Here is a 17,840-nt window from a genome sequence, read left to right on the forward strand (position 1 = left end):
CTAGAAAAAGCCAAACGCTAAGGTTTATAACTAGATTATTATTCTCACCCTTTTCTCATTTCATCCATTAAATGGCGCCCACTCACTCTTATTACGTGTATTTACTGGCTTGTTGTCTCATTTAAAAACCTAAAAATAAGTTTTTATATTAATAGTTATTCAAATAAACCACTAAAAAACTATAATATCATTTTTTATTCCCATCTATTGAGCTAAAAAAATAATCAAATACAATATTAAACAATAAATAATAATAATTTGTAATGAGAATGTAGCCAAGCCTTAATGCAATAAGTCAACTAAACCTTACCAAGCAATTCACAATCAATACTTAACATACTGTTGAGTAACAAAAATAGTTCTCTGAAATAAAAAGAAAATAAATATAATGCTTAAAATAAGTCTCTACATATGAACCTGAAATAAATGACTTAACATTATTTTTAATTAAGGAATACCTTATATTCTAAAATCTTATTTTTGTCATAATTTACTCTTCAAGATAAAAATAGTTTTATGAATCAATGATACTAGGGTCAAGTTTCCACATGAAAAAGAAAAAAGATACAACTTATTATATCAGCCAGCTAGTTGGTAAATGCTTACAAGAATACCGACAAGAGTTAGGAATTAGCGGTGAGAGCATTGCGAAAGAGCTAGGTATTAGCCAACAGCAATTATCCCGTTATGAACGAGGTGAGAATGCATTAACCGTAGATGTATTATTTAAATTTATTCTTATACTCGGTATTAACTTTCCAGATTTTTACCATAGGCTATTCTATATCGTTAGCCATCATCCTAAACTTTCACACCATATCACTAATTTAAATGGTTTTGGTTGGGAATTAGATGATTTGAAAGACTATTACAATTCAGCAATTGTCTAACCTTTGGCATAAAGAAATATTGTTTAATTTGTTTATTTTATATTATTATGAAAATTATGGAGTTTGCCTATAATCGATGAGAGCAGCACTATGCCTACCCCTTCTCCGACTGCATTTTCAAGGATAACTCGCACATCAGGACGCACAAACAGCATACTCACTGTCGCTTTCCCTTTGTTGTTTATTCTAATAGCAACATTATTTTGGAGCGCAGAACGAATTGTCCAACAAGAAACTAGGCGGTTAGAAGTCGATTTTAGGTCACTAATAGGCTATATCAATGAGCAAGAGAAATTTTTAAGATCGTTAAATAAGCAAAACCAAGATCTATCAGAGCTAGTTGAAAGCCGAACCTATGCAATACAAGAGCAATCACTACCAATCAAGCTACCATTACATTTACTTGAGGGTAAAGAATCTTTAGTCGCAATGCCATTCACGCTGGCTTGTGATAAAAGTTTAGAATGCTCCCGAGTACCCAGTATATTATTTTCTTTAGGCGCTTACTTAGCTGATTATTATTCCACGTTTTGGGGTGGGTCCTATTTCCCTGCCGCCGCTGTATTTTTTGTCAATGAGCACGACCAAATTAGTATCAGTGTGCCTTCTGTTGGCACTGTATTAGGAAATGAATCGATATCTCCAAACTTATATTATTCCGTTATTGATAACGTCAGGAAAAATTTACCTGCTATCCACGCTCAGTTTTCAGAATCACAACCGACTGATTTAAAACAAATTATTTGGTTACGTCCAGTGCCTTTTGATAATATTCTTATCGGGATTATTCCCGCAGGTTTTGATGAGCATTTATGGCAGAATGCTCACATTTCCCCTAAAAATATTTATGCGGTCAGTATGTTAAGCCAAGCTAGGTTAAGTGTGCTGGAACGAATGTTAAACCCCACACTCACACATCAATTTTGGCTAATTCATACGAAATATGGTCAGTTACTTGGAACAACCCAAGCGCCTGAGGAAGAAGCATTAGAAGGTATTTTTTATACCAAAGATGGCCTGGTTCTTAAGCTTTCATCTAAAACTGATGAATGGACTGGATATTATAGAATTAGTTATGCTGCTTTTTTTGAAGACAACCTGTGGTTTCCTATCAGTTTAGTTATCGCTCTTTTCTTTAGTTTATTTTGTGGATGGGGATATCACCGCTGGTACCAGCGAAAAATATTACAACCCGCAATAGACTCCCAGCAAGCCATCTTAGAAAATGAAGCATTCAACCAAACGCTTATCGCAACAACCCCTATCGGCCTATGTGTAATAGATAAAGAAACCCAGCAGTTACGCTTCGCGAATGAGTTAGCTCGTTACTGGCTAAAAATAACCAATATATCTACTCCCCACGACTCAAATGAATATAATGAATTACTCGTCAAGGTTCTTTCTGACACAGAACACGTTAAAACGACTTTAAAATCAGGGGAGCATGTCCTCTATGTTGTGAGTACAGCAACTTATTACCAACAGCGCCCTGTTATTTTATGCGCATTTACTGATATCACCATCCAAGCAGAAACTGAAAAACAACTTGATGATGCGAAGCGGCTTGCAGAAGAAGCCAACCGAGCTAAATCGACATTTTTAGCAACAATGAGCCATGAAATAAGAACTCCACTTTATGGCCTAATCGGTACGTTAGAATTACTCGCAAACACCTCTCTTTCACCTCAACAAGCTCATTTTATTGAGAGAATATCAACAACGTCCCAACTACTTATGCAATTAATTGGCGATATTTTAGATATTAGCAAAATAGAAGCTAACCAAATTCAAATCCATAATCATCCATTTGATTTATTAGAATTAGTACAACAAACCGTTCAACTATATCAAGGTATTGCTCAGCAAAAAGGGTTACTCCTATTTGCTGTTATTGACCCAAGCGTACAAGCAAATAGAATTGGTGACTCTGCTCGACTGCAACAAATTTTAGGTAATTTACTCAGTAATGCAATTAAATTTACCCACAGGGGCACGGTTACTATTGAACTCAAAAGAAGTAATAATAATATATTAATACGTGTCAGTGATACTGGTGTTGGAATTAGCCCTGAACAACAAATAAAATTATTTGAGCCATTTTATCAAGCTCATTCAGAAATTCATGCCTATGGCGGTACTGGTTTAGGCCTATTTATTTGCTCTGAGCTCATTAAATTGATGGATGGGCAGATAAGCCTACAGAGTGAAGTTGGGGTTGGTAGCTCGTTTCTCGTGACACTACCTTTAGCACTCGATATACAGCAACCACATTGGCTACCACTAAAAAATACCAATATTTGGTTACAAACCCCAAACCCATTATTGACTGAAAATATAACGCAATGGCTAAAACGTTGGGGGGCTAATGTTTATTTCACAGAAAATAGCCTCCCCATAGATACCTCATCCGTTATTGCTGTCGGCATCTTAATTCCATCGTTTCCTCTGCCAACTCATTGGGATGGACAACAATGGGTAAGTCCTGAGATGAATTTCCGACTATCTGAATTAAATCAGCAGCTATTCTTACTACAAAATAATAAAGAACAGAGATCCCTTATTTGTCCAACATCTCGTATACAAACTCACATGCATAAATACCCGCTTCGCGTTTTAATTGCTGAAGATAACCCCATTAACCAAGTTGTTCTACAAGAGCAGCTTGAATTACTCGGTTGTAAGGTATTTATTGCCAATGATGGTGAAGAAGCGTTGGTGATTTGGGATAACGAAATTGTCGATATCATCCTTACAGACGTTAATATGCCTTATCGTAATGGTTATGAACTTGCACAGCAGCTGCGCAGTGAAGGCGAAACATGTCCGATTATTGGTGTTACTGCAAACGGATTAAAAGAAGAAGAAGAGCGATGCCTAGAATCTGGAATGGATTCATGGCTTGTAAAACCTATAGAGCTAGAAACCTTAATTCAATTATTCAACCGTTTATTCCCGATTTACTCCTCATCAACTTTAGAAATGGCTCCCCTAGAAATGATTAACCCGCTAAATGGAGAAGATAGAGAAAAAATTATTCATCATTTTATTACCGATATTACTCAATTTTGCCAAGCTGTTGAAGATAACAATATTGATGAAATAAAACAGTTATCCCATCGTATCCGTGGCGCATTAATTAGTGTGGAACAACGTGAATTAGCTAATGAGCTTCGTGAGTTTGAGGCAACATTAGACTCACAGGCATCAACACACATTGATATTCAGGTTAACCAGAATATCTGCAATCAATTAGCTAATTGGATAAAAAAAATCAGTCAAATAAATGATGTGTAAGGCAATAACTGATTAACGCTTGATTATTATCAACACCCAATTTACGCATTGCGGCATTTTTCTGTAAGCTGATAGTTTTATCACTGCGGTTTAATTGCTTTGCAATATCAACAATAGGCTTTCCTTGAACAAAAAGGCGCAATACCTCAAGTTCACGAGGTGATAATGTCTTTACCCTATCATTTAATGTTACCGCATTACGGCTTTTTAATGTCGTTGTCATATCTGCAACAGGAACTCGATATTGGCGGCCTTGCCCCGCTAATGTGATAGCCTTCATCAGGTCGCTTAATGGCGCCTCTTTTGACACCACCGCGCTCACCCCTGAATCATATAACACTTGTATAATCATGGGGTTAGAAACCATCGTTAATACAATCACGGCAATATTTGGGTATTGACGACGTAAAAATTGAATATAATTCTGGCCATCGCTAGACTGGGTATTATTAGGCATCATATAATCAGTTACGATCACATCAACCTCATTTTTTTTCAAAAAAGAAAATAGTTCAGCATCCTGAGTGTAGGCACCTAAAATTTCTAAATTCATTGATTGAGAAAGTGTATCTTTCAAACCTGAAAGCACAATGGGATGATCATCAACTAATACTAATTTGAGTTTTTTCATTTAATAATACTCAGCATCAGAATATGTATATTCAATATAACACCATAGAAAAAATGTCAATTAACACTCTTAATATGAAACAACAACTCGAACTGTTTTAGAAAACGGACCTGAAGCGATGGTGCTGCCTGCAATCTTGCTTAATGTCGCAGTAAAAGGGACACTAATCGGTGATTGTGGCATGATTTCACCAATACTGTAACTTTCATTATAGTTAATATCAGTTGAATTACGGGTTAATAGCGTTTGTAATCCATTACCCATATCAAGATATTTTCCGCCTAGCACCGTATTATTATTTGGTTCAAAACGAACTGATATATTCAGCCCTGTTTCGCAGTCTTGTGGCACTGACATACCTAAATTAAAAGTTCGGCTAACTACCTCTCCCGCATTCATTTGTTTAGGTGAAATCGTGTCAAAGTTTACACTCCCCCCATTAGAAGCTGTGATGTTCACCGCGGGCGCAGGGCAGAGTAAGGTTAAATCCCCTTTAATTCGCACATAAGTTGGTCCGCCTAAATCCTTACCTAAATAATCCACATGAGTTCCTAATAAAAATAACCCAGTATCAAAAGGTTTAAGAGCATTAGCCCCCTTGTAAACATAGAAGTTATACATGAAAGCAATATTACGTGTAATTCCTGTCTCTGGTTGACTCCAATACCCTAAATAAATATTTGGAACAGTTGGGTTGGTTATCGTTACTGGATTAGGAGATGAAATTACATTTTGTTGTGTCACACTGACACCACTATTAATCAACAATGTTTTAATTGCATTCGGCATTGTATTTTTAAAGTAAACTGCATTAGCTGTACTTGATGAGCCAGTAAACTCACATTTCACTGATACATATGAGCTCATTGCTGATGTCAATAAGGTACCATTTGGAATTGAGGCACTACTATTTGTAATATCAAAGATTAATTCTTGTTCTATAGACGTAGCTCCTGAACTCGGTACACAATTGTTAACCGCAGCTACTGACTGAAAACTTAGCAAAAATAAAAATAATATAGTGAATGTATTTATTTTTTTCAAAATTAACATAAATTACCTCTTATCCTTTTCATTTGATACAGAACAAGTGGTATTACATGTATATTTCAATAAGTTTGGTGTTCCATAATCATCAATATAAGTCACAACCATTTTTGGTGATTTCACTTGTTTATCTGATAGTAAATATGTTGCATTGCTATTTGGCTTCACGACAATTTCTTTAAAATCAGGAACTTTAGATTCATTATCATTAACATTAATCACAACAATGTGATAGGGAGTCGGGTTAGTTAATTTTAATGATTTTCCCACTTTCTCCACTTTCAACTCTTTTTGCCAATCATTATTAGGGTATTTTTTCAATTCACTCGGACGATAAAATAATTTAAAACGTGATTGAATGACAATTTCAACTGCATTTTCTAACTTAGTTTTCGGCGGAATACCCAAGACATTAAAGTAAAATAATGACTCTTGGTTGCTCGGTATTTTCACATCATTTTTTGATAAACTAATTCTAACCTGCTTCTTTTGATTTGCTTCAACACGTTGTAATAAAGGCAAAGCAATCAGTGGTTCTGAAATTTTTTCGCCATTTTCATTTTCGATCCATGATTGGACTAAATAAGGATCTTTTTTATCAATATTTTCAATCACAACGCTAACACCTTTACTTGCTTCATCATAAATAACGCGAGTACGGTCAACAGAAATTGATGCATGTGTGTATGTGCTAATTAAAATTAAAGCACTCATTATTAATTTAAGTTTTTTCATAATTTTCTATTCTTTATTACAGGTTATGTTTTTACTGGTTAAATGACTTTGTTTACCTAGCATAATTCGACATGACTGGTCACCACTCCATTTAACTATTAATTGTTGATCTGGCTGGAAGCCTGTTAAATAAACTTGCCCTTCCTCTGCAATCATTCCCAATACATTTTTATTATCAGAGCCATAAACTAAAGCACCAAATGGAGGCGTATTGCCGTCAGGGAATTTAATTGTGACTAACGCTTTTTCACCCACTAATGTATTAAGCTTTGAATAACCAACTGCACCATCAGTTAAATTTGATTCAATCACGCTGTCATCAATGCTGACATTGTCTGGTACATTATTAAGATCAACATACTGGGTAGACCTATAATAGGTTGGAACATTACTAATTGCGGCTAAACCAAACCCATTCGTGACTGATTCATTTTTATTAATTGATACCCCTTTCGCTTTATCTGTATCAATAACCATACGAGCTTGGTTATCATAAACTCGTCGGTGTAAGACTGGGCCTTGGCTGGTAATGGTCAAAGAACCATCTAGTGACCCACTTAATGTATGGTAGTCTTCGCCATAGGAACCCGTTAGTTGTGCAGTACCATATTGCGTATCACGATAAACGGATGCATTCATTGCCGCATTTTCAAAAAAGTCTTTACTTGATAAACCTAAACTAACGTTATTATCATTAATTTTAGAGTTGTAATTAATATTACTATTATATTTCTTATCAATATCATTATAAGAACTAAAGTATTGAATCCGTGAATTTCTTTCGCCACCCAATGGGACGCTTAACGAAAGGTATGCTTGCTTAGAGCGTGTACCTTTTACGTAGCTACTTTCACCAATTGATAATGATAAAATCGCATTATTTATAAAACTTGTGTTTATGGTTTTATTAAACGATAAATTAAGAGTATTGTTATTTTTTGATTCTTTCCAATAACTTTCCCGTGAGTAACTTAAACTTATATCTGCCTGTAAATCAGGGAGTTGTTGTGTAAAAGAAGTCGTAAATACATTTTTCTGCCGATAATGTGGCGTTAACGGAGTTTCTTTTAAGCTAATATAGTCATTCACTGACATAAAGCCTTCGTTAGAAAATTGGTACCCTGTTAAATCCAGTCGACTCGAATTTGAAAAACGTTTTGCATAATTAATACGGTAACTTTCACCAGTATGTAAAGCAACATCCTGTAATTGATTTCTCGACTGTGTAATATCAAAAGATACTGCACCAAAGCGTTCCATATTTACCCCAACACCTGCATTATAGGCATGGTATTCATCATTAGTGGTTGCGAAAACACCACCAAAAATAGACAAATTATTGAGGATCCCCCAAGAAGCTTCAGTTGATATAAAATCATCATTAATGTTTTTATATCCCATTGGGTCTAACCGACCTGCATTTAGTTTATATTGCACCATGCCTGGGCGTGTTAAAAATGGAATATTAGTCGAAGAAACTTGGTACTCACGTATAGAGCCGTCTTCCTCTGTAATTTTAACATCAAGAGCCCCCGATAAAGAGGAACTTAAGTTATCAATTGAAAAAGGCCCTGGTGCCACTTTCATTTGATTCAAGATACGTCCATTTTGCGAGATAGTAACCGTCGCATTACTTGTCGCGGTTCCAGTAACACTCGGTGCATACCCTCTTAGAGAAGTCGGTAACATGTTCTCATCAGTAAAGACACTAACACCGTTAAAACGTACAGAATCAAATACATTACTTACTGTATAATATTTACCCGCAAAAAATTTTGCGGATAAACTAGGTAAATCTGTAAATAAATAAGTTTGTACCCATTTAAAATTATCATTTTTATTATCATTAAAGTCTTTTTGGTATTGATAATTACTGCGGACACGCCAACGCCCTACATTCGCACCAACAGAACCGAATGAGCTAAAATTATTAATGTCTCGAGTATTCTTATATTTAATATAGTTTTCAACAAGGTTGTAATCCAAAACGAGTGCATTAACCCCAACTTCCCGCTGCATAGGCGGAACCCAATTTTCATCAGAGTACTGAAAATAAGCTTGAGGCATTGAAAGCATTAACTCTTGCTTTTCATCATCGAATCTAGCCTGAATGTTTTTATCCTGAGATGCAAGGTCATAACACTGACCATTTTCCCATGTAGGCACTTCTTTAATAAACTCTTCTTTTAACCCAATAACTTCTACTAAGTTTCTAGAAATACAAGGTTGTATATTTTCATCTTTTTTTAAAAAATTTATTTGATCAAAATAATTAATTCTTCGACCATTTACCGATACATTAGAAAAATAAGAACCTTCACTAATTTTATTTTTCTCAAATGCACTTAGATCTATATTAGTATTACCCAAAATAGATAATGCGTCTTCATTAAATTGAACAGAATCCGCATTAACATAGTAAGTGTAAAACAATAAACTAGATACTAAACTAGTCACTATGTTTTTATTAAAATTGTTCTTTTTCATTAGCCGCAATATTCTATAATGGATTTATTGAATTAACTCATATAACTGAAAATGCTGTGAAGCAATTGCTATACACAGCATAATCAGCAAATATAAGATTTATTATTTTTTTAATATTTTTATATTAATACTTATTGGTAATCTAAAACGTAAGCGACTGTAGATTTAACAGAACCGGCAGTAGCTGCACCTAATGCCTGCATACGAGCAGATAAATTAATAATATTTGTCCCTGCATTTAAGCTTTGCTCAACAGTATCATTTGTTTTTAAATTTGCTCCACTTGCATTTTGGAATAACACACCAACATTGGTAGCAGTACCAGTACTTGCCCATAAAGTGCCTGCTGCATCCATTTGGCCAGTGAATTTAACTGTTACTTTAGAATAATCAGTACCACTTGCAGTAGGGTCCAAAATACAATCCGTTAATTCTAATGTAAAATCAACATTTGGACCTTGTGAACCAGCTGTTTGTAATGATGCCGCTGGAACAGAACCTAATTGAACTTCTTTGTTAACAGAAGAAGGAGCAATAGTACAAGCACCAGTATTCACTGTACCATTAAATTCAATAGTACCACTTCCTACATCCGCAGCGAATGAAGTTGATGCAGCAGTGAATGTTAATGCGATAATTGAAGATGCTAATAGCGTCTTTTTCATTTTAAACCCTTATTTCATGATATTATTAATATATACTAAGGCAATACCTTAGTTGGTACACAGCCATACCAATAGAATTATTGATATAACTAGAATTCAGTTAACTTTATTCGTATCATTATTTTAATGACTTGAGATGTCCGATAACATGTGAAGTAATATAACCACTAACATGAACCGTAAATATAAGGAGATCCTTAAAACAAATACTAATCTTCATTTTTTTTATTTTTTGAATAAAAACTATGACTTAATAATGAATTATATTCAGAGATCCAATTTTTTGATTGCTCTAAATCTATATCTTCAAGGAAATAATGTACACTGACTTTAAGGAATTCTGCAATCATAACTAATGAATCGATATCTATTCTATTAATACCTCGTTCATAACGAGAAAACTGTTGTTGACTAACATTCAAAGCCATTGCCACTTCAGTTCCCGTTAGTCCATACTCCCTTCTAAGCTTCTTTATTCTGCTCCCTACTATTTTGGCAATAGGATATCTAGCTGCCATTTTTATTTCCTTTCTGAAAAATACAAAGTAGATACTGAATAACATAAGAATAACTAACTGCGAGCAATACTAATTAAATAAAATAAAATAAAAATAACAAACTCACATACGAGTAATAAATAAAACTAAACATTAATTTTATTTATTAAAATCTCTGATTTTTGACTATTAATATATGATCCACACTTAATATAAGTAAGGTTTATGAAACATTATCTAGCGAACTCGTCATTTTTCGGGTAAACGCCATCATCAAATATGGTTACTTATCTCACATATCCTAAAAATACAGTTTTTTTATCTGATAAATCATCAATGCTAAATTTTGTTTATTAACTAAATGTTAACATTTACGTTTTAATGAAATTTTATATCGCCAAGTTTTGGTGAAACCTATGCTTATAAAATAAGATACCTTAAGACTATAAACTTTCTTAAGGTTTTATTGGGCTCTGAACTAAACATCTTAACTATTGTGATTATTCAGATTATTCATACCTCCATACTCTATATATTTCGTTATCATTTACATAATTTTTATTAGTTAATCACAGAGGGATAAAATGGAGCAAAAACAATATTCTGAGAAATGGCAGAAGCGCTTTAACTTTTTTGACACTCATGGAGCACCCGATACGCCAGAGTTTAAAGCCGCATTGAAAGCGGAGTCTTTCGGTGGACGCCTGCTCATTAGCATGAATTTCTTCGCCTTTTTCTTCGGTATTATTTATTTTTTGATTTTAGGATTATGGAAAAAAGGTTTAGTCCTACTGGGGATTTCTATTGGTTTAGGTCTGGTGCTCAATGTCATTGATTTTATGATTGGTGGTACGATTCCTAATGGAGCTTATACCGGCCTTTCCGTCGGGATTTCAGCTCTCTGGGCGATGATTGCTAATTATGCTTATTATATAAAAGAAACCAAGGGACTTGATGGGTGGAATCCGTTCGAAGGGATCCGCATGGTATAGGTAAAATATTACCTGATAATTTATCGAATAAAAAAGTGGTTATAAAAGTGCCCCCAATAGTTGGATAACCAATTATTGGGGGTCTTTTTATGCCATAAAAGTTAAATAGTCATTAACTTCCTGGCGTAAAATAAATTGGTGAACCAGGTCCGACTGGGATACCTAATACAAATACCCAGACAATAAAGAACAATGACCAGCCTATCAGGAAGATAATCGAATATGGCAACATCATTGAAACCAATGTACCAATCCCCGCATCTTTCTTATATTTCACCACAATCGCCATAATCAGACCAAAGTAGCTCATCATCGGCGTGATAATATTCGTGACCGAATCGCCTATACGATATGCAGCTTGAATGGTTTCTGGTGCATAACCCGCTAACATTAGCATAGGAACAAAAATAGGTGCGGTTACTGCCCATTGAGCTGATGCTGAGCCGATCATTAAATTAATAAATGCACAGATAAGAATAAAGCCAATAAACAGTACACCACCATGAAGGTCAATACTATTTAAGAAATTGGCACCTTTAACTGCGATAACTTGCCCAATATTGGTCCAGCCAAAGAAGGCAACAAATTGTGCAGCAAAGAAAATAATGACGAGGTATAAACCTAGCGTACTCATCGCGCCCGCCATTGCATCAACAATATCTTTATCCGAACGCATAGTTTTTGCTATATAGCCATACACAATACCGGGAACAGCAAAGAAAACAAAAATAAAGACCACAATACCTTTTAAGAACGGTGAGTTACTGACTAAGCCAGTGTCTTGGTTACGTAATATTCCATTTTCTGGTACTACCATTAACGCTAAAATTGCAGCCAATCCCCAAAAAGTCACAGATGCCCAAAATAAGGCTTTTTTCTCTAACGGAGTAACATTTGCCGAGGCATAGAGGCTATTTTCATCCTCATCAACAGCACCACCCGTGTATGGGCCTAATTGTGGCTCAACAATTTTTTCAGTAATTAAATAACCTAAAATAGTAATTAAAAACGTACTCGCAAACATAAAGTACCAGTTTGCTTCTGCGCCCACGATATAGGTTGGGTCAATGATTTGTGCTGCTTGTTGAGTGATACCCGACAATAATGGGTCAACCGTACCTAATAATAAGTTTGCTGAATAACCACCGGAAACCCCAGCAAATGCGGCCGCAAGGCCTGCTAAAGGGTGGCGACCTAATGAATGAAAAATGATAGCTGCGAGCGGAATAAGTACCACATAACCTAACTCTGCCGCGGTATTTGACATGATCCCAGCAAACACGATCGCCATTGTGGTTAATTTTCGTGGGGCTTTGGTGACAACCAAACGCATGGCAGCGGAAAGTAAACCTGCTCGTTCAGCAATCCCTACCCCTAATAATGCAACTAGTACCGTTCCTAACGGTGCAAAGCCTGTAAAATTGGTGACGACATTCGCAATAATTTTTCGGATCCCTTCGGCATCCAATAAACTCACAATATGAATAATACCATCTTCTGCGCGCCCTTTTGCACCTTCTGGACGAGGGTCCGGCACACTTACACCGAAGTACTGACCAATTGCTGAGGAAACTAATAAAATCGCAATTAAAATAATAAATAAAATAACAGGATGTGGTAGAGCATTGCCTAGCCACTCAACCGTTCGTAAAAAACGGCTTCCCTCTTGCTTTTTTTGTTCCATATTTTCTCCTTATAAACAAGAAAAACGGACATTACACAATGTTTTTGCTTTTTGCTATTTACAAATAGATAATTCTAAATCAACAAAATTCATACAAATCAGACATAAAATTCAACATGATTAGGACTAACTCATTTTTATTAGCTATTAATATTATTAATTTAGCCAAAGAGGATAATTACAACCAAAATAATTTTGGTAAATTAATTTCGATAAGTGTGGTCAACATAACAATTTTCATATTATCTATGGCTTTTTTTCGTCATTTATCACTAATTAAATATCATTTTTTAGCAGTTTTATTTTATATAAATCGTAAAACCCTTATTTATCAACAATCGATAAAACCTTGCTTATAATTCGGAATAACAAGCTTAATAAAGAATAATCTGCCAATTTATTTATATTGATATAGAAGGTTATAATAGTAAAAAACAACTCATGGAGCCTCTATCATGTCAGTTATCGACCTTTGGGCTGAACGCCATATTCAAGAAGCGCTAAGTAGAGGTGAACTTTCAAATTTAGCTGGGGAAGGTAAAGCTTTGCAGCTTGAAGATGACAGCCTGGTTCCGCCTGAGCTCAGGGCTGGATATCGCTTATTAAAGAATTCGGGATATTTACCTGCTGAATTACAGCAAAGAAAAGACGCGCTAACACTGAGCCATCTACTTCAAGGACTGTCGGTTGATGACCCTAATTATGTCAATGTGAGCAAACAACTCGCGCTGCTTGAATTAAAATTAAGGCAAGCGGGGGTCAATACCGATTTTTTACAGGGTGAATATTCACAGTCAATTTCAACACATATTGGCAAAAACTGAGAGGTATCTCTAACGGGGTATTATCGCTTGAGTTCGATATTCAAGAGGGGTTTTGCCATAGTATTTCTTAAACGCATGGCTAAATGCAGAGTGTGAATCATAACCCACACAAAGGCCTATGGTTTCTATACTGCTATTTGTGAGCAATAAACTCCCCGCAGCTTCCATCCGCTTTTGTTGAATAAATTGCATCACCGTTAAGTGTGTTTCCGCTTTTACTTTTCTTTGTAACGTACTGACTGACATACAAAAAGCGAATGCCATATCTTCACAACTAATGGGCAAATGTAGCCGAGTCTCAATCCACTGAGAAACGGTATCAATCCACTGACTTTCGGGTTTTAATTGCGCCAACAGTAAACGTGCCACCGCAAAATTATTTTCAGGTGCTTGGGGAAAGCTTTGTAACCAATGAAGCAAACCAATTGCTGAAGGTGTCAGAGCAAATTGGGTCATTTTCTCGTCCAATGCCCACTGCGCCGTTGCAGGCATTTCCAAAACATAGTTTTTATTACCTTCTTGACCGCTAAACGCATGGCTCACACTTGGCGGGATCACGATACCCTTCCCTGCATCTAATTGAAAATGCTGCCGATGCATATTGATTTCCATTTGCCCTGACAACGACAATACGACTTGCCACTGCCCATCGTGTTGATGAGAAATGACCTCGTCAGAATATTGTCGAAAATGCAGTTCAGGTAATCGCAAAGGAAACACTCCTACTGATACAGATAATAGCAGTATAACCTTTTTACCTATAAATGGCAGTGATGCCAATATGTCATCACTTGAGAATTCAAATAAATATAACGAAAAGTTATATCAAATTGAATGCTCTATATAATTCGTTTTATCGCTAGGCAGCAAGCAAAAGATCCTAGGAGCATACAAAAGTATGTGACTAGGGCGAGTGAGTGAAGCCAACAACGCGATAAAACGAAGTATGACGAGCATTGAGCATTAAGCGAGTAAAGCGCCGTTTGGGAGTGGTAAATTAAACTCGGCTAACACAATAGCGCCCTTTTCATCAGGAGCCCCTGTTATTAACACTTCAGATTTAATCCCTGCTATACGTTTTACTTCAAAGTTACAGACGCAGAGAATGCGCTTGCCGATTAGGCTTTCAGGGGTGTAATTCACGGTAATTTGTGCGCTAGAGCGTTTGATACCCAGCTCACCAAGATCAACTTCCATCACGTATGCGGGTTTCTTTGCTTTACTATTTAGCTCTGCACTAATAATGGTGCCAACACGCATTTCAACACGGGTAAAATCATCCCACTCAATAATTTGCATACTTCCATTCCTAAACTAAATCACTGTTGGTCACTAAATTAGCATAGGACAAGCCAAAGGCATTATCGTCAAACAATCATTTTATATTGAGAAAAAATCAGTGACCTCAGGTGATTTGCAAAAAAATAACCCTCAACAAAAAACAATTGAGGGCAAACAATGAACGAGATAAAGAGCAAAAATAAAACAAGACTTACATTGTTGAGAATGTATTCATAATTATCCCACCAGAGATAATTAACCCCATGGCAAATACCGCAGGAAAGTCTGGTTTTTGTTTATATAAAATCATAGAAACTAATGTCACACCAACAATACCAAATCCACACCATAATGAATAAGCTACACCTACAGGGATATACCCCATTGCACGAGTCAGTGCGAAATAACATAAACAATAGGCAATGATCACTAAAATAGAAGGCCCTAATTTGCTAAAACTATTGGTTTTTTTAATCATTGAGGTTCCAGTTATTTCAGAACCAATCGAAAGTGCTAGCCATAAAAATCCAGTAAACATAATTTTCCCCTTAAATTTTAATTAATGAACGGCTTTATTATTGGTGGATAATAATGACTCTTTCGTTTCTTTATTTGGCTCTTCTGTGTCTTCTTCATCTGCCCCCATTTTGGAGAACAGATTCATGATCACAATTCCACTTGCAATCACCGCCATACCGATCATTGCTGCAGTATCAGGATGTTGCCCATAGAACAGCATGCCAAGTGTAGATACCATAAGAATCCCAGTGCCTGACCATGTTGCATACGCTAAACCTACAGGGATATATTTAACAGCTCGAGAAAGTGAGTAATAACAAACAACATACAGTATAACAATCAGTGCTAATAATAAGGACTTTGTAGTCCCTTCGCTATTATCAAACATTTTCAATGTAGAGGTTGCTGAGGTTTCTGAAATAATAACCGCCAGCATCCAAAGCCATGATTTTGCTTTAGGGGACATAGATAATACTCCTACAATAAATAGAAAAATTAGATTTAATTAATTTTGATGTTTTATTTCTTTAAAGACTTTAAAGACTTTAAATAATCGACAGCTGAATCAGTTAATTTATTATTACTCGCAATATACCCTCCAGGGTCTTTCATTACTTCCTTTAAAGTAATATAGCGATTTTTTTGATAGTTATTTTTAGGTTTCAACTCTTGGTTAAAATCATTTATCAATAATTTACCTTCAATTTCATTTAGTGTATTAAACTCCACACCTAATGAAATAAGTTTCGACATATTTTCTTTAATAATATTATTGTATTTTTTATTTTTATCTAAGCCTAAAATTTGGTTGAGTTCACTCTCTGGGCAGCAATGATGTTTTAATGCCAGCACAGGAATATTTTGTGCAAGCGCATGCAAAATCAGTTGGCTTTCTTCGCTGGTAAATAAGCCGTTTGCGACTTCACCAACCACCTTGGCATCAATAAAAGGTAAAAATACACAGTGGTAGTTTCTTAATGCATTTAGATGCAACGTATTTTTATCTAATATTGTTCCCAATGTTGCCCACTGTGCAAAATAAGGTGTTGCAGGCATTAATTGGGTGGCATAGAGCGAAAAAGAAACCGATAAAAATTGCGTTAACCGTTGGTAAATCGCCTTTTGGTAGCCTTCTACAGGGGATAACACCACAAGAACATGCGGGTTTAGTTGCCTTAATACCTGTTCAACTATCCGTTCAATCTGTTTTTCATTCACCTTGCCACCGTCCCTTAACCAACAATAAATACGCTGTCATTATTGCGCAGACCCGCTGCATTGGCTTCGTCAGTATCAATATGAAACTCAAGAGAAAAGCGCTCATCTACACGCACAACAACTTCATCAAATACTAAACGACGCTCACCTTCCGTACGAATATTGACCTTTTGTCCATTCACCACGTTTAATGCTCTGGCATCTATCGTATTCATATGAATATGTCGTTGTGCACAAATCACTTGAGATTCAAGGTTTGCATAACCAGCTGGGCCGATTAACAATGCACTACCTGAATCGGCTAAATCCCCTGATTCCCTCACGGGGGCTTTAATCCCTAAAGCAAAACAATCGGCCTTCGAAACCTCTAACTGGCTTTTTGGGCGCACAGGGCCTAACACTCTGACTTTGCTGATTGAGCCTTTTGGCCCAACAACCATTACACATTCCTTCGCCGCAAATTGCCCTGGCTGCTTGAGATCTTTAAACGGCGTGAGTTGATAACCTTGACCAAATAAGGCTTCGACATCCTGCTGCGAAAGGTGTACATGGCGATTAGATACCCCCACTGGGATTGCTATAGCAGATTGCATTCCATTCGCTGGGTTGTATGCTGAAAGACGAGACAAAATTTTGCCCATCAATTGCTCATTCATCATGATTTTTTACCTTTGCGCAGGTCATTTTTAGGCTCTTTAATACTATTTTCCGTCACCTCTGGTGCAGATTTTTCCTCAACCACAAGCTTTTCTTGCGGCTTTTCAGCTTGTTCGACACTTTTTTCTAACTCGCCCTTTTTACTTTTTACTGTTAATAATTTTGTAATTACACTTTCTTCAGGGCGTGCAATCACGAGTGAGCCTACGCATAATTGATTATCGCTGATCACCTCAATACCGTGATCAACGGCGGTGCGCACTGCGCTGATTTCCCCCTGAAAACAAACGGATACTAAGCCAGAGCCAATTTTACGATAGCCGACAATTTCTACACTGGCGGCCTTACACGCCGCATCAGCTGCCTGTATCGCGGATGTCAGTCCCCGCGTTTCAATAACACCTAAACTTTTCATCTGT

General features: G+C 36.1%; 18 protein-coding genes. 4 read left to right on the forward strand and 14 right to left on the reverse strand.

The window, feature by feature from the left end:
* The first annotated feature begins 548 nt into the window (after positions 1-548).
* The gene (locus tag ACE2AL_RS17465) at positions 549-890 is read left to right on the forward strand and encodes a helix-turn-helix transcriptional regulator (RefSeq protein WP_241016812.1); all 342 of its coding nucleotides are present in this window, start codon (positions 549-551) and stop codon (positions 888-890) included.
* Positions 891-980: 90 nt separating this feature from the next.
* Positions 981-4,184, forward strand: a complete 3,204-nt coding sequence (locus tag ACE2AL_RS17470; protein ID WP_375083727.1) for an ATP-binding protein — start codon at positions 981-983, stop codon at positions 4,182-4,184.
* On the opposite strand, the gene ACE2AL_RS17475 is transcribed toward ACE2AL_RS17470, so the two are convergent.
* From ACE2AL_RS17475 to ACE2AL_RS17500, 6 genes are all read right to left on the reverse strand, one after another.
* Positions 4,162-4,815, reverse strand: a complete 654-nt coding sequence (locus ACE2AL_RS17475; RefSeq protein WP_272573997.1) for a response regulator — start codon at positions 4,813-4,815, stop codon at positions 4,162-4,164. The genes ACE2AL_RS17470 and ACE2AL_RS17475 overlap by 23 nt on opposite strands.
* A 69-nt stretch (positions 4,816-4,884) precedes the next feature.
* The gene (locus ACE2AL_RS17480; RefSeq protein ID WP_375083728.1) at positions 4,885-5,868 is read right to left on the reverse strand and encodes a fimbrial protein; all 984 of its coding nucleotides are present in this window, start codon (positions 5,866-5,868) and stop codon (positions 4,885-4,887) included.
* Positions 5,869-5,871: 3 nt separating this feature from the next.
* Positions 5,872-6,597: a molecular chaperone gene (locus tag ACE2AL_RS17485; RefSeq protein ID WP_353167773.1), complete on the reverse strand. Its 726-nt coding sequence runs from the start codon at positions 6,595-6,597 to the stop codon at positions 5,872-5,874.
* A gap of 6 nt (positions 6,598-6,603) precedes the next feature.
* Complete coding sequence (locus tag ACE2AL_RS17490; RefSeq protein WP_375083729.1) at positions 6,604-9,084, reverse strand: fimbria/pilus outer membrane usher protein; 2,481 nt, start codon at positions 9,082-9,084, stop codon at positions 6,604-6,606.
* Between the two features lie 131 nt (positions 9,085-9,215).
* Positions 9,216-9,749, reverse strand: a complete 534-nt coding sequence (locus ACE2AL_RS17495) for a fimbrial protein (RefSeq protein WP_375083730.1) — start codon at positions 9,747-9,749, stop codon at positions 9,216-9,218.
* Positions 9,750-9,958: 209 nt separating this feature from the next.
* Positions 9,959-10,267 carry a helix-turn-helix transcriptional regulator gene (locus ACE2AL_RS17500; protein WP_353167765.1) on the reverse strand — a complete coding sequence of 103 codons (309 nt, stop codon included), beginning with the start codon at positions 10,265-10,267 and terminating at the stop codon, positions 9,959-9,961.
* 563 nt (positions 10,268-10,830) lie between these two features.
* Here ACE2AL_RS17500 and ACE2AL_RS17505 point away from each other — a divergent pair.
* Positions 10,831-11,238, forward strand: a complete 408-nt coding sequence (locus ACE2AL_RS17505) for a DUF2628 domain-containing protein (protein WP_206083453.1) — start codon at positions 10,831-10,833, stop codon at positions 11,236-11,238.
* Positions 11,239-11,350: 112 nt separating this feature from the next.
* Here the strand turns inward: ACE2AL_RS17505 and ACE2AL_RS17510 are convergent, their stop codons facing one another.
* Positions 11,351-12,922 carry an AbgT family transporter gene (locus ACE2AL_RS17510; protein ID WP_272539325.1) on the reverse strand — a complete coding sequence of 524 codons (1,572 nt, stop codon included), beginning with the start codon at positions 12,920-12,922 and terminating at the stop codon, positions 11,351-11,353.
* A gap of 455 nt (positions 12,923-13,377) precedes the next feature.
* Here ACE2AL_RS17510 and ACE2AL_RS17515 point away from each other — a divergent pair, with 455 nt between their 5' ends.
* A complete protein-coding gene (locus tag ACE2AL_RS17515) occupies positions 13,378-13,746 on the forward strand; it encodes a DUF1992 domain-containing protein (protein ID WP_206083451.1) in 369 nt (122 codons plus the stop codon).
* 9 nt (positions 13,747-13,755) lie between these two features.
* Here ACE2AL_RS17515 and ACE2AL_RS17520 read toward each other — a convergent pair whose 3' ends face one another.
* The 7 genes from ACE2AL_RS17520 to ACE2AL_RS17550 all read right to left on the reverse strand — a co-directional run bounded on the left by ACE2AL_RS17520 (position 13,756) and on the right by ACE2AL_RS17550 (position 17,836).
* A complete protein-coding gene (locus ACE2AL_RS17520; RefSeq protein ID WP_206083450.1) occupies positions 13,756-14,457 on the reverse strand; it encodes an AraC family transcriptional regulator in 702 nt (233 codons plus the stop codon).
* Positions 14,458-14,709: 252 nt separating this feature from the next.
* On the reverse strand, positions 14,710-15,045 hold the full coding sequence (locus ACE2AL_RS17525) for a tRNA-binding protein (RefSeq protein ID WP_206083449.1): 336 nt from the start codon (positions 15,043-15,045) through the stop codon (positions 14,710-14,712).
* A gap of 193 nt (positions 15,046-15,238) precedes the next feature.
* On the reverse strand, positions 15,239-15,565 hold the full coding sequence (locus ACE2AL_RS17530) for a multidrug efflux SMR transporter (RefSeq protein ID WP_206083448.1): 327 nt from the start codon (positions 15,563-15,565) through the stop codon (positions 15,239-15,241).
* 21 nt (positions 15,566-15,586) lie between these two features.
* Positions 15,587-16,012 carry a multidrug efflux SMR transporter gene (locus ACE2AL_RS17535; RefSeq protein WP_206083447.1) on the reverse strand — a complete coding sequence of 142 codons (426 nt, stop codon included), beginning with the start codon at positions 16,010-16,012 and terminating at the stop codon, positions 15,587-15,589.
* A 53-nt stretch (positions 16,013-16,065) separates the two neighbouring features.
* Complete coding sequence (locus ACE2AL_RS17540; protein ID WP_375083731.1) at positions 16,066-16,764, reverse strand: hypothetical protein; 699 nt, start codon at positions 16,762-16,764, stop codon at positions 16,066-16,068.
* Positions 16,765-16,778: 14 nt separating this feature from the next.
* Entirely contained in the window at positions 16,779-17,423 is a 645-nt protein-coding gene (locus ACE2AL_RS17545; RefSeq protein ID WP_206083445.1) for a phosphate propanoyltransferase, read from the reverse strand.
* Positions 17,420-17,836, reverse strand: a complete 417-nt coding sequence (locus ACE2AL_RS17550) for a BMC domain-containing protein (protein ID WP_272539328.1) — start codon at positions 17,834-17,836, stop codon at positions 17,420-17,422. The genes ACE2AL_RS17545 and ACE2AL_RS17550 overlap by 4 nt, the downstream gene beginning before the upstream one ends.
* Positions 17,837-17,840: the final 4 nt, after the last annotated feature.

It is taken from the genome of Providencia xihuensis (genome assembly GCF_041953405.1).
In the GTDB taxonomy this organism is placed as follows: domain Bacteria; phylum Pseudomonadota; class Gammaproteobacteria; order Enterobacterales; family Enterobacteriaceae; genus Providencia; species Providencia vermicola.